Origin of the sequence: Methanosarcina thermophila TM-1, from assembly GCF_000969885.1 — an archaeon.
In the GTDB taxonomy this organism is placed as follows: Archaea; Halobacteriota; Methanosarcinia; order Methanosarcinales; family Methanosarcinaceae; genus Methanosarcina; species Methanosarcina thermophila.
On record NZ_CP009501.1, the window covers coordinates 2052500 to 2066451 of the forward strand.

Annotated in this window: 8 protein-coding genes; 6 read left to right on the forward strand and 2 right to left on the reverse strand. The window is 38.7% G+C overall.

From position 1 onward, the window contains the following. Positions 1 to 246 precede the first annotated feature (246 nt). From MSTHT_RS08895 to MSTHT_RS08905, 3 genes are all read left to right on the forward strand, one after another. Positions 247 to 1146: a glycosyltransferase family 2 protein gene (locus MSTHT_RS08895; RefSeq protein WP_048167467.1), complete on the forward strand. Its 900-nt coding sequence runs from the start codon at positions 247 to 249 to the stop codon at positions 1144 to 1146. 22 nt (positions 1147 to 1168) lie between these two features. Beyond that, positions 1169 to 2182 (forward strand): glycosyltransferase family 2 protein, encoded by a 1014-nt coding sequence (locus MSTHT_RS08900; protein WP_048168502.1) that lies wholly within the window; start codon positions 1169 to 1171, stop codon positions 2180 to 2182. A gap of 186 nt (positions 2183 to 2368) precedes the next feature. Then, the gene (locus MSTHT_RS08905) at positions 2369 to 4348 is read left to right on the forward strand and encodes a hypothetical protein (RefSeq protein ID WP_048167468.1); all 1980 of its coding nucleotides are present in this window, start codon (positions 2369 to 2371) and stop codon (positions 4346 to 4348) included. Positions 4349 to 4595: 247 nt separating this feature from the next. Here the strand turns inward: MSTHT_RS08905 and MSTHT_RS08910 are convergent, their stop codons facing one another. Continuing rightward, on the reverse strand, positions 4596 to 5795 hold the full coding sequence (locus MSTHT_RS08910; RefSeq protein ID WP_048167469.1) for a glycosyltransferase: 1200 nt from the start codon (positions 5793 to 5795) through the stop codon (positions 4596 to 4598). 205 nt (positions 5796 to 6000) lie between these two features. Here MSTHT_RS08910 and MSTHT_RS08915 point away from each other — a divergent pair, with 205 nt between their 5' ends. The 3 genes from MSTHT_RS08915 to MSTHT_RS08925 all read left to right on the forward strand — a co-directional run bounded on the left by MSTHT_RS08915 (position 6001) and on the right by MSTHT_RS08925 (position 12627). Continuing rightward, complete coding sequence (locus MSTHT_RS08915; protein WP_048167470.1) at positions 6001 to 7185, forward strand: glycosyltransferase family 4 protein; 1185 nt, start codon at positions 6001 to 6003, stop codon at positions 7183 to 7185. A gap of 532 nt (positions 7186 to 7717) precedes the next feature. Next, positions 7718 to 10387 (forward strand): disaggregatase related repeat-containing protein, encoded by a 2670-nt coding sequence (locus MSTHT_RS08920; RefSeq protein ID WP_048167471.1) that lies wholly within the window; start codon positions 7718 to 7720, stop codon positions 10385 to 10387. Positions 10388 to 11157: 770 nt separating this feature from the next. After that, positions 11158 to 12627: a flippase gene (locus MSTHT_RS08925; RefSeq protein ID WP_048167472.1), complete on the forward strand. Its 1470-nt coding sequence runs from the start codon at positions 11158 to 11160 to the stop codon at positions 12625 to 12627. 192 nt (positions 12628 to 12819) lie between these two features. On the opposite strand, the gene MSTHT_RS08930 is transcribed toward MSTHT_RS08925, so the two are convergent. After that, positions 12820 to 13785 (reverse strand): NAD-dependent epimerase/dehydratase family protein, encoded by a 966-nt coding sequence (locus tag MSTHT_RS08930; protein ID WP_048167473.1) that lies wholly within the window; start codon positions 13783 to 13785, stop codon positions 12820 to 12822. Between the last annotated feature and the right edge of the window lie 167 nt (positions 13786 to 13952).

Sequence of the window (13952 nt, forward strand, 5' to 3'; positions counted from 1 at the left end):
TAAATGCCGTGACGCACTTACAGAGTATTTATATTCCTTCTTTCAACAAAAGAAAGGAAAAAAAGGTCCCCCAGCCGATTCTCTGTAAATATAGCTCTAAAAGACCTTTTGAAACCCTTAAAAAATTATGGAGCGATGACTCTGAAAAATATATTTACCGAATTTGGGATCTTTACTGATTCTTCAATAAATTACGTTACTAAGGACACTTCTTACTTTTATCTTCAAAGAGGTAGATGATTGCATATGGCCATTACGATTGCAGCCATGCCTGCGTATAACGAAGCCCATATCATTGCAGATGTTATAAAGGGGTGCAAAAAATACGTCGATAAAGTAGTAGTTGTGGATGATGGAAGTACCGATAATACTACCGAGATTGCCGAATCCCTTGGCGCCTATGTAGTTCGGCACGAAACAAATAAAGGATATGGAGCAGCCCTGCAGAACTGTTTTGAAACCGCCCGCAGGCTCAATGCAAATGCAATGGTCATAATTGACTCTGACGGTCAACATGACCCCTCCGAGATTCCCAAACTCCTTGAGCCTCTAAAAAACGGATTCGATCTGGTAATTGGCTCAAGATTTGTTAATGGCAACGGTAAAAATGTTCCTATTTACCGTAAATTCGGGATGAAGATTCTTGATATCGCGACTTATATGGCAGGCGGTTTGAATGTCACTGATTCTCAGAGCGGATTTCGAGCCTATGGAAGAAGAGCTATTGAGAGTATAAATTTGAACGGCACAGATATGTCCGCAGGCTCTGAGATTCTCATCCAGGCAAGAGATCACAACCTGAAGTTTACTGAAGTGGAGATCCATTGCAGATATGATCTCGAGGACTGTTCAAGCGAACATCCTTTCATACACGGACCCAGAGTCCTGTTCCGCATCCTGAAGGATATGGAATACAGACGGCCTCTGTATTATTTTTCGGTTCCAGGACTGATTATGGCATCTACAGGTTTTCTTATGGGACTGAAATTTTTACAGGACTACTATCTGGGAGGATACCTGCGCTTCGGACCTACACTCCTTATGGTGATGTTGACAATTATAGGGGCTTTCATGATATTTACTGGAATAATACTGCATGCAATTTCAAGGATGATATTTTTAAATGAGCAAATCCGAAGGCAATAATGTTAAAACGGGGGTAATTTATATGGAATACCCTTTTGTTTCAATCGTAGTAGGCATTCGCAATGAAGAAAAATTCATTGAAGAATGTATTGAGTCACTTCTCAATTTAGATTACCCACGAGATTCTTACGAGATCATTATCGTTGATGGAATGTCTACCGATAAAACACGGGATATCGTACGTAGATATCCTGTCAAACTTCTTCTCAATGAAAGAAAAAATGTTGCTGCGGCGAGGAACCTTGGTGTGAAAAATGCCAAGGGAGAACTTGTTGCGTTTACTGATGGTGACTGTAAGGTTGATCCACAGTGGCTAAAAACCCTTGTCCATGAAATGCAAGAGGCTCCAGATGACGTTGTGTGTGTTGGAGGCCCTAACCTGATTTTTGACACTGACCCTGTATTTGGCAGGGTGGTGGGATATGCCCAGGAATCTTTTTTGGGCTCTGGAGGCTCGGCACAGTCTAAGAATTCCACTAAAAAGCATTATGTCAGCTCCCTTCCTAACTGTAATGCAATGTACAAAAAATCTGCAATTCAGGAAGTAGGGGGTTTTGACGAGCGGTTCGTTGTAGGTCAGGATGGAGACCTGAACTATAGAATAAATAAGAAAGGCTACAGGTTTTTGTATATCCCGGAAGCGCGGGTTCTGCATCATAGAAGAGGAACTCTCAAGTCCTTTTCCATAAGAATGTTTAAATATGGTATGTGGATGGCAGAAATTTTCAAGAAGCATGGAGAATTTGTCCGCTGGTATGCATTTCTGCCTTCGATTGCCATCTTGTTTGCGGTCACTTTGCTTATCGCTTCTATCAAATATTACACTCCAAGCCTGATTCTTTTTACACTCATGGCGATATACTTTATCCTCGTTCTTATTACCTCAATGCAGGTTACCTACAAAATGAAATCAAAATACGGTCTTTTCGCACTGCTTATTATTCCTGTACAACACATTGCTTATGGGTTAGGGTTTTTATACAGCTTTACGAACCCTCCTCTCGTTTCAAAAACCTGTTCCTGCTCAGATATCTAATATTTGCGAATATATTTGATCTAAAAACCAGCCGAAATATTTGAATATATATGGGAAGGTTTTCAGGGCAAAATCTTCTTAATCAATGCAGCCCTGATGTGCTCTTACCGATTCTCAAACACAGAAGTTTGATTAGTAATTTATTCGATTTGTAAAATTATGATTATTTAAGATCATGGAGATAGTATGTTTGGATTAAGCAAAGAAGCGGGATTCAAATTGGATAATGCTCGTCTAATGAGGTTAATTTCCATTCTGTTCCCGCTAGCTATAATTTTCGCAGTAATATTCACGTTCTTATGGATGTTTGCAGCCGGAAAACTCGCTTATGCGCTTCGCGGGCTATTTACAGGAATACCTGCAATACTTTCCTGCCTTTTCATACTATTCATTTACAAGAAAGATGTAAGCTTACATGACATAGACTTCTATCCGTCACTGAGCACAAAGTACCTTACATACCTGTTTGGGATATTTTATATCAGTTCCCTTGTTGTACTTCTGCTGTCTCAGGGAAGTAGACCACCATACTATTTCATCTTTATTTTAGGGCTCTACCTGTCGGTATTCCTGCAAATTTTCTCTAAAGAGATAAATCCATCTCTTATTCTGGCAGAGACATTTCTAATTGCGATTAACCTGATTTATAGTGTTACATTAAATTACGATTTCTACTTCGGTACTACAGATATCCTGCCGCACATCTTTCTTTCAGAAGTTACTGCAATGTCCGGGCGCACGATTCCTACTTCTTTAAGTGATTACGCCTACTTCCCTCTTTATCATGTGCTTATTGCAGAAGCCTCTCAACTCCTGAATATAAGCACAAAATACTCACTTTTTTTGGTGACCGCCCCTATCTATGCAGTAACCATAATTTTTCTCTACTATCTTTTTAATTACATAACAAACAACAGGCAGATCTCGCTACTCTCATGTGTGCTGTTCTCAGTGAGTTCGGTTGTGCTCTATTATGGCGTAAATGTGATCACCCGTACAATGGCATTTATAATGTTCATTGTATTATTGTACCTGGTTTATAGTGTCAATTTCAAAAAAGATAAACTTTCCTTAAAAACTCTCTCAGTGATTGTTGCGGTTTTTTTAACTCTGGTACATAATGTATCCCTTCCTCAACTTGTCTTATTGCTGATTCTTCTTCTTGCATCGGAATATATTATAGGGAACGGGAGCTATATCAGCAAGCCTTTCTTTATATTGCTTAACGTTATTTTCACTTCATACTGGTTCTTTATAGCATACATATTTGTACAGAGGAGCCTTGCCCCTCGTTTGCAGAGCCAGTTTTTGGATTCAATAGTCTTAACTGCAGGAGGCGCTGAGGTACTCCAGGAAAGTTTGATTAATTTAGTAGGGCTTCTGGATAAATCGATATTTTTATTTTTTGCTTTGATAGGAATAAGTTTTCTTCTGAAAAATTACAGGAACAATTATGCTTCCGTGCTGGGATTGTTTGCTCTGCTAACTCTGATATTTTATGTGCCCAATCCTCTCAACACGATCTGGCAGTTTAAAGTCCTTTTCAGACTCGATCGATTTATGCTTTTCGTCAGCCCATTTATGGCTTTTGTAATGGGGTACGGCTTGTACATATTCTGGAATTATATGTCTAAATACGCCCCCAGAAAAGTCAACTCCGCTGCGCTAGTGGTTTTATTGTTCTCTACTTTCGTTCTTGTTTCTTCGGTCTTCAGTATTGGGGACTCGGACTTTCTTGGTCAGGGAGCAAGACACGAATACTTTACTTCTGAAGAGTTGAGCGGTTTTGAACATATTTTCAAGTATGTTCCTATCGATTCCTCAATCTATACCGATTATTATTCTTCAAGATTCTTCTATTTGCCACTGATTCCTGCAACATCAGCAGAAATGAATATCTCGTCATACGATAATTACAGAATCGGTGATGTAAACAAACTCTCACAATATAGAGGTTATATAGTCCTCCGAACCAAAGAATTTTTGAGGAGTGGGTTATATTTTGGTAGTGAGGAAAGTACACTCAGAGACACTGCCAACTATTTCTATCAGGGATTGCCCGAAAACCAGCTTGAGCTGCAAAGCAACCTTGCAGGTCTTAGTAAGATTTATTCGAGCTCATCTACAGATATTTTCATTCCGCATAAGGGATTAGGCAATCCCTGAGATTTATTTTTAAAAACAATTTTTTACTTCGAGCCTGTCAACTTATATGGATAAAGTGGTATAGCAGGCATCTGTACAGGAGTAAAAGTTTTTATGAATTTTTGTCTCTGTCTGTATATATCCAGATCTGCAGTGTGACTGGATTAGGAATTAAAAAGTAAGTGGAATGCCTCGAAAGTAAGTGGAAATGTCTAGGAAAGTAAATGGAGATGTCTTGAAAGTAAGTGGAAATGCCTAGACATCAATTTTAGGATTTTGTTAGAAGTTCCTGGTATATGTCTACAGTTGTTTTAGCATGTGCTTCCCAGGTCAGCCCCCTCTGGATTATGCATTTACGCCCGAACTTGCCCATTTTCTCTCTTCGATTTTTATCGTCAAGCAATTTATTAATTTTTCTGGATAACTCGTCAGGACTTTTTGGAGGCACGAGATAGCCTGTTTCCCCGTCGACCATGAGTTCAGGAATTCCACCTACGTCTGTCGCTACAACTGGAACCTCACAGGCAAGAGCTTCAAGTATTACGTTTGGTCTACCCTCAGAAAGAGAAGGCAATACAAGAATATCCGAAGCTGAGATCCAGAGCGGAATATCTTCATGATTTACGGGACCAGTAAATTTAATATAATTCGCAATTTTGAGCTCATATGCCCTTTTTTCCAGATTTTTTTTCAGGCCGTCGTCCCTGCCTACCATAAAAAGATAGGTATCTTTGTCCACAAAGCTGTGTGCAGCCTCAATGAGGTAGTCCACGCCTTTTATTTTCCGAAGGGCTCCGACAAATAGAACAATATTTTTGTCTTGCGGCAGGTTTAATATACTCCTTGCATGTGCTTTTCCTGCAGGTTTGAACTTGCCAATATCAACACCATTTGGGACAACATGAACTTTATTCTTGTCTATTCCCAGATTAACTATGTGAAGCTTGAGATCCTCGCTGACAGAAAGAATTCTGTCTGCAAAACTCATTGCCTCTATAATCTGTTTTGAGGTGTAGGATCCTTCATAGGCAACCTTTCTTTCTATTGTACCGAGCGCACTTATTACAAGAGGGATATTCCATCTCTTTGCAAGCTTCATCATCCCATACCCATCAGGATATGAAAAGTGTGCGTGGATAAGGGCTGGTATTGGCTTTATGTTTTTAACAGCATATTTGGAAACAAAGAGAGAGTATGAAATCCCTGTAATGGGATAGAAATATTTCTTGGGTACAGCATATATATAACGTGGATAGTGAAGGTCATATTTTTCAGTATGCTCAATCCGGGGCAGTTTAAAAAAGTTATGATATGGAAATGAGGAAAAAGGAAGGACGAAAGGTTTTGGAGAAATAACTGTAACATCTACGCCCTGATTTGCAATTGAGTCTATACTCTGTTTTATGAATGTCCCAAGTTGAGGGTAATACCTGTTAGGAAATTCCTGACATACTTCCAATACTTTCATAATCTTTTACTCTTTTTCGATTCGAATGCCTCAAAACAGACAGAGGAGAGAGTTAATCCTATAAAATACTTCTCTCCAAAATGCATTGAATCCATATTCCGGGTCTAATACTGAACCCCTGTTCTGGAAATTAAGAAAATAATAAGAAAAATTATGGGATAAAACTAATTAACTACTTTTGCTATTCTGGTAACCGGCTACAATTATGTTTAAAAAAGTAAATAATATTTTTCTGGTTTACTACGGCTCCTTCAATGCTAAATCAGGTTCGAATGTCCATATTCTTGAGCTTCTTAGGAATTTGAAAAAATATACTGATATAGTCCTCTTTGCTCCCGGACAGAAAAGTGTAAATCGTTCCCTTGCCGGAGCAAAATATGTGCCTGTAATAGATAATAAATATCTTGTACAGCCTTCTTACGAGCTCATGCTTTCCTTCTATCTTCTGTACTCGTGCATAAAAAACAGACCTGATGTGCTTTACCTTCGACAGAATTCTTTTCCGTTCTTTCCCATAATGCTATGTAAAATCTTGAAGATCCCCTCAATTGTGGAAGTTAATGGGCTGGTTCTCGATGAGTTAAAAGTCAACCCGAATTCGCAGTCTTTTGCATACAGGGTCTTCTCTTATCTAGCACTTTGTTCTGAGAAGTTCAACTACAAGCACTGCGACAGAATTGTTTCTGTCACGGATAAGCTAAAGGATGAACTTGTGAGATTATACTCGGTTCCGGAGAGTAAGATCCATATTATCAACAATGGGGCAAATACTGATGTATTCAAGCCTATGGACTCGAGACAGACAAGGAAAAAACTGCAGCTCGATGAATCAAAAAAATATGTATGTTTTGTCGGGCACCTTGCAGCCTGGCAAGGTGTTGAGTTTTTGATTCAGGCATCTCCTTTAATTCTTGAAAAATGTCCGGATGCTCGTTTCCTTATTATCGGGGATGGAGTTATGAAGGATAAACTGATTGAAATAACTTCCGAACTAGGAGTTTCGGATAAGTTCACTTTTACCGGAAGAGTGCCCTACGAGCAGGTTCCTTTTTACATAAACGCTGCCGATGTCTGCGTTGCCCCTTTCATCAAGGAAAGAAACTCGAGAATAGGGCTTTCAGCCTTGAAAACATATGAATATCTTGCTTGTGGAAAGCCGATTGTGGCAAGCAGTATTCCGGGAGTTCACGATCTGATTGAGTCATCAGGCGGCGGGATTTCAGTAACTCCCGAGGATCCAGAGGAACTTGCTAATGCTGTAGTAAGATTACTTTCCGATGAAAAAGCCAGGGCTGAGATGGGAAAAAAGGGTCGTAAATACGTTGTTAAGAATCACAGCTGGGACGGAGTTGCAGGAAAGATTCTAGAAATATGTGAAGATATAGTCTGATCTTATTTTGCTATAATGTATTCTGACCTTATTCCTGAGATAATTTCTATCTCACAGGCAGATGCATAACCTTTACTTTATTATGATCTTCTACGTTCATGCGAACTTCATAAAAATTCAGGACATAACATACATACTTTTATAATACAATGATCTAATTATAGTGATAACTATAGAAATTTAGTTAGAGGCTTATATACAATTTATTCACATTGTTTTCGGGGGATCAGTGTGAATTTGGGGATTAGCCTGAAAAAAAAAGGAGATTTATTTCAAGCCATCTGTTGTTGAATCCAATTAGATTCAATGACTTATGATATGAATATTTCTCCAGAAATCTTCTATAGCCTGAATCCCGGGTAGTGGATACCATCTGATAATTTATAAAAAATTCAGGAAAAACATGCTAAATATTTTGACAAAAAATTGAGTAGACAGTCTTAAATTTTAAAGACATCGGGATACTTCCCTGTCTAACTTTGACTTAAACAAAATCCTAATTTAATTTTTATACTTGGCGTGGGTGATAGAAATGTTGATAAAAAGATTAGGGATTTTTCTCCTGGTGATTTGCCTTATCTTTGCAAACGCACCGGTTGCTTCATGCAGAAGCGCCCCACCAATTGTTTATGTTTCCGGAAATGGGAGTGGGGATTTCAACTGTGATGGAAAAGATGATCATGTTCAGATAAATCAGGCTCTAAAATTTGTGGCAAGTAATCCTAAATATACAACTGTCCATCTCAAAGGACCTTTTACGTACGTTATTGACGATACTCTTTTAATTGGCAGCAATACTATTCTCCAAGGGGATTCGACTGCTGTGATAAAACTGGCAAATAATGCAGGCTGGAAATCAATGAAACCATTAATCCAGCAAATGAACAGTTATGGAAATAATAACATTGTAATAAGAGGGTTTGAGGTTGATGTAAACCATGATGGAAATCTTAAGGTTGATAAGGGTAAAGGGTACTACAATATAATGTATTTCCTTTACTGCAAAAACGTAACTGTATGCGATATGCATATGCATGATGGGCATGGAGACGGGCTGAGGATAAAATACAGTGAAAATATTCGGTTTTACAATAACACTATCGACAGACTTGGACACGACGGCATGTTTGCAATTGAATGCCAGAATGTGGAAGCCTGGAATAATGCAATAACCTGCAGAACTAACAGTGCCCTTAGAATCTGGAACTCAAACCATGTAAAGCTCCATGACAATCTAATAAACTCTTTTTATCACTGGAGTGCAGGAGGACCTGGAATCCAGATCGAGAAATCGGCAGGCATTATGGATGATATTGAGATTTACAACAATACAATCCATAACACATACGGGCCCGGAATCTGGCTTTTCAGCTACGATACCTCTTCGGCTACCCGTGAGCAGGGTAGAAATGTTCATATCCACCATAACATCTTCTATAGCACTGGCACTAATCCTAGCATTACCTGGGTAGGGGGCATTATAACTAATGGATTTGAAGATACTCTCATAGAAAACAACGTTTTTGACAGCGTATATCACTCGGCAATCGCCCATATGGATATGACTGGTGGCTCCTCAACCTATGCACCAGCAGGTGATGGATATACAACAATTGTCCGCAATAATATTATTGTAAATACCCTGTCACGTACAAAAGAGCCGAGCGGAACAGGATATGGAGTTATTAATTATCTGTCCGGAACACATACTTTTGTGCTGGAAAATAACTGTCTTTACAATAATAAAGCAGGCAACTATAAAAACTGTGCATCGAAATCTGATATCTATGCAGACCCTCTTTTTGCAGACCTGAAAAACCATGATTATCACCTGAAGTCAAAAGCAGGTCGCTGGAACGGAGAAAGATGGGTAAAAGACACAGTGACTTCTCCGTGCATTGATGCCGGTTACCCTCTCTCTGATTACACTAACGAGCCTGAAGATAATGGAGATAGGATCAATATTGGAAGATACGGAAACACAATCTATGCATCTCTCTCAGGAACTGGTCCTGGCGATAATCATGAGAACCCTGCATCTCAGGAATCTGTAATTCTAACAGTATCTGACAATCGTTTGCGTGAAAATTCTCCTGAAACTGTTCTCCATGATACGTCCTTTATTGATGTAGGAGGATTAGGTACTGACAGATACAGAGGTTTAATATCTTTTAATCTTAGCGAGTATACTGGTGCAGACATTAATAGGGCAACCCTCTCTCTTTTCTGGTATTATCCTGAAGGAATCACAAGACCTGAAGACACAGTAATTGAAGTCTACAGACCTGCTTCTTCCTGGAATGCAAATTATGTTAGCTGGAACAAACGGGATAAAGGAATTGCATGGAATAATGCAGGAGGAGATTGGTACGACAAAAATGGAGTCTTGCAGGGTAATACCCCATATGCAACGATCACTTTTAAAGGCAGTACCCTGCCTGATAACAGGTACTACGAACTGGATGTGACAGATCTAGTGAAAGAGTATATCAGTGGCAAATATGCAAACACGGGCTTCCTGATAAAAGCCCGTAGTGAAAGCAATAACTATATTGCTTTCTATAGCAGTGACTGCGGAAATAAAAACCAGATACCAAAACTCAGTATAACAAAGAAAGTACCTGTAAATGTAACTATCACTGGAGCAAAGGATAACCGCCTTCGTGAAGCCTCCTCTGAAGCTGTTTTCCATGATACGCCCTTTATTGATGTCGGAGGATTGGGTACTGGCAGATACAGAGGGTTAATATCTTTTAATCTTAGCGAGTATACTGGTGCAGACATTGATAGAGCAACCCTCTCTCTTTTCTGGTATTATCCTGAAGGAAGCACAAGATCTGAAGACACAGTAATTGAGGTCTACAGACCTGCTTCTTCCTGGAATGAAAGTTATGTTAGCTGGAACAAACGAGACAAAGGAATTGCATGGAATAATGCAGGAGGGGATTGGTACGACAAAAATGGAGTCTTGCAGGGTAACACCCCTTATGCAACGATCACTTTTAAAGGCAGTACCTTGCCTGATAACAGATACTATGAGCTGGATGTAACAGATCTCGTGAAAGAGTATGTCAGCGGCAAATATGCAAACACGGGTTTCCTGATAAAAGCCCGTAGTGAGAGAAACAACTATATTGCCTTCTATAGCAGTGACTGCGGAAATGAAAACCAGGTGCCAAGATTGAATTTGGTATATAGCTAAGGTTATTACCCTAAAATGAGACTTCCATTGCTTCCGGGCTGAGAACAGAGCTCTGTTCTCAGAGCTCTGAGTACCGGATGTTTTGGAATATCTCCCTGTGCTGTGTGAGAAATATGGAGTTCTCAAGAATCTCCGGTAAGAAGAAGTATTTTAAGCAAAACATCTTAGCTTTTAGGAGTATCAAAGGCTAAGCTCACTAATTTATTAGCTGGATACAGCTATCAACTGAGTTGTAATATGTCTGCGGATATTTTATTTACTTTCCAATCTTTACTCTATTGTTAAGTTTTGTTCTGGAAGTTGCGAATGTTACAGAAGCCACTTGACTTTACTATCGAACCCTGAGTAGAAGGTTCTGTAGAGAAGTTCTGCAGGTAAAACCTAGATTTATCTATTTTTCAAGAAGTTATGTTCAGATTCGTATTGAATTTTTACTAAAAATATTTAAACACAAAGGCTTTTATCTATTGTAGAAATCTCCTTATGAAGTTAATTAGAACCTGATTTTTGTTGAAGAATCCCGCCGAAATAAACCCGAACTTAACACTGAATACAAGCAAGTGAACTCAAACTTAACACTGAATATAAGTAATTAAATTCAAACTTAACACTGAATATAAGTAATTAAATTCAAACTTAACACTGAATATATATAATATATCCAAGACTTTAAAATTCAAAATTTAAAGGTACTTTGTATGAACAAAAGTGGCTATTTTCATAACTTTCTTAGATCGAAATTACTAAAAACGGAGTTTTTTTAAGGTGATATGGTGTCATATCAAAAGTTTGCAAAAGACGTTGGCTTTATCGGAATAGTCCAAATACTTACAAGCCTGGGCACTTTCTTCCTGCTTCCTATAATCACGAAAACCCTTGGAACGTATTATTACGGACTCTGGGCTCAAATCAATATCACTGTATCACTTATCTCCCCCCTTGCACTTATGGGTCTATCTATGGGTTTTGTCAGATTTCTATCCTCTGAAACTGATACCAAAAAGATAAGGGAAGCAGTATACTCGATTCTCTTTTTTGTAACTGTATCTGGGCTACTTGCCTCACTTTTACTTTATACTTTTGCGAAACCTCTTGCGACTTTTGGATTTAATGACCCCAACGCGGCTTATTTTATTCAGGCGGGCTCATTTCTGATTCTCGTGGGCGTAATTGAGTCTATATCTCTTTTTTATTTCAGAGTTTTCAGGCAGATCCAGAAGTTTTCTTACTTTACCCTCTTCGAAACATTTGGAAAATTACTTTTTATTCTCATTCTCCTCAAATTGGGATACGGACTTCTTGGTGTAATAGCAGCGACCTTACTTGTACAGGGGTCTATTTTTTTAATTTCTTTTTTGATTATAATATCACAGATAGGCTTCGTCATTCCCAGGTTTACTTACATAAAAGAGTATCTGCAATTTTCCTTACCATTAACTCCCACTGCACTTATAAGATGGATTACAGAATCAAGCGACAGATACCTGGTTACTTACTTTCTCGGGCTTAGAAGTGTGGGCGTATATTCGGCAGCCTGTTCTATCGGCAACCTGATACAGCTTTTTGTAAGCCCTCTTCAGCTCATTCTCTTTCCCGAACTGTCAAAGCTGTTTGACGAAAATAAAATGGATGAAATAAGAATTTATATGTCTCATTCTCTGAGATACTTCCTTCTTATTTCTATTCCTGCAGTTTTCGGACTCGCAGCCCTTGCAAAACCGTTGCTTGGAATCCTTACCACTGAGGATTTTCTTTCAGGCTGGTTTGTAATTCCTATTATTGCCTTCTCCGGGCTTATGGCAGGAGTCTTTCAGATATTTGTCAATACAATGTATCTTATAAAGCGAACAAAAATCGCAACTTACATCAATATTGTTGCGGCGATTTCAAATGTATTGATCAACATTCTGCTGATACCATCTATCGGAATTGCCGGAGCTTCACTATCAACTTTATTTTCTTACTTTTTAATGGCTGTGCTTTGCATGCATTTATCCTTAAAACACTTTAAATTTGATTTTTATTTTAATGATATCGCGAAAAGCATTCTGTCCTCAGTAGCTATGTACCTCTTTGTATCTCATTTTACTATCTCAAGCATCCTTGAACTTTTCGAGATTACATGCATGGGTGTGCTCATCTATCTGGTTGCTATGCTTCTGGTGGGTGGATTCAGTGACTACGAACTTTCTTTAATACGAAGGTATTTATTCAGAGTCGAGAAAGAAGTCAAGCACTAAAACCTTTATTCTCAAGGTTTTCGGGATTTTTCCCTGCTCTGGACACACTTACTCTGAACACTCAAATTTTAAAAAATTTTATACCTTCTGTACCCGCAGATCACAATAAAACCCCAAAAGAGTATGCTGGCATAAAAGTGCAGGTACTAACTATTATATAGCCGGCAAAGTAACAATTTTGGAAAAACGCCATCAGGGATATTGCATTAATCTCTCCCCAAGTAATGCTCTTGCCGTCTCCCTCACACTTCTCTCTGATGAATAGACTGGCTTCCATCCCAAAGCCTTCATTTTTTCAATCCCTAGCCTCATCTTTGGCACATCACCTTTCCAGCCCCTGCTTCCTCCAGTATAAACAAATTTAACATCAGAAAGCCCCATCTCTTCTATGACAATTTTTCCTATCTCTGTTGCACTGATAGTATCCTCGGAACCGATATTGAAAATATTTACCTTCTCTCTGCTTTTCTCTATTAAAAATATTATTGCATCGACACATTCCGATACGTGAAGGTAGGATTTTTCCTGCTTGCCATCGCCCAGAACTTCAAGTACATTGGGGTTTTTCTCCAGCTTCTTTATGAAATCTATCGTGATCCCATGTGTGCTGCGCGGACCAACAATATTTGCAAAACGAAATATCCATGCCCGCATATCGAAGGTGTGAGAATATGAAGTAATAAGGGCTTCACAGGCTAATTTGGAGGCGCCATAAAGGGATATAGGAATAAGAGGACCGTAATCTTCCGGAGTTGGCATAATACTAGCTTCACCATACACAGTAGAGGTAGAAGTAAATGCAATTTCTTTAACGCTGTTTTTCCTCATAGCTTCCAGAAGATTGTAGGTTGCCAGAATATTCTGTTCCAGGTGAGCTCTAGTATCCGTGGCTCCTAGCCTGACATCAGGATTTGCAGCCACGTGGCAAACAATGTCAATATCTCTACAGGCGGCCTCTATAGCTTCCTGGTCAAGAAGATCTCCTTTTATCAGAGTAAAATCTGGATTTTCAAGATGGTGTTCTATAAACTGTAATTTCCCTGAACTGATGTTATCAAAAACAGTAACCTTATTTCCTTTTTCAATTAAACGGTCTACAAGGTGACTTCCTATAAAACCGGCTCCTCCTGTCACAAGTATTTTATTCTTTGTAAGCATGAAAAGTTCTCCAGATGATCTTCATTTCATATATTTTATAATGTGTTAAAATAATTATGGTTCGTTTTTACCCTATTCTCTACATGAATCTAGGCAAATGATGATGGAAAAATTAAAGATGTTATGGCTGAAAAAGTACTTTAATCCAACTGTAAGGATAACCTTTT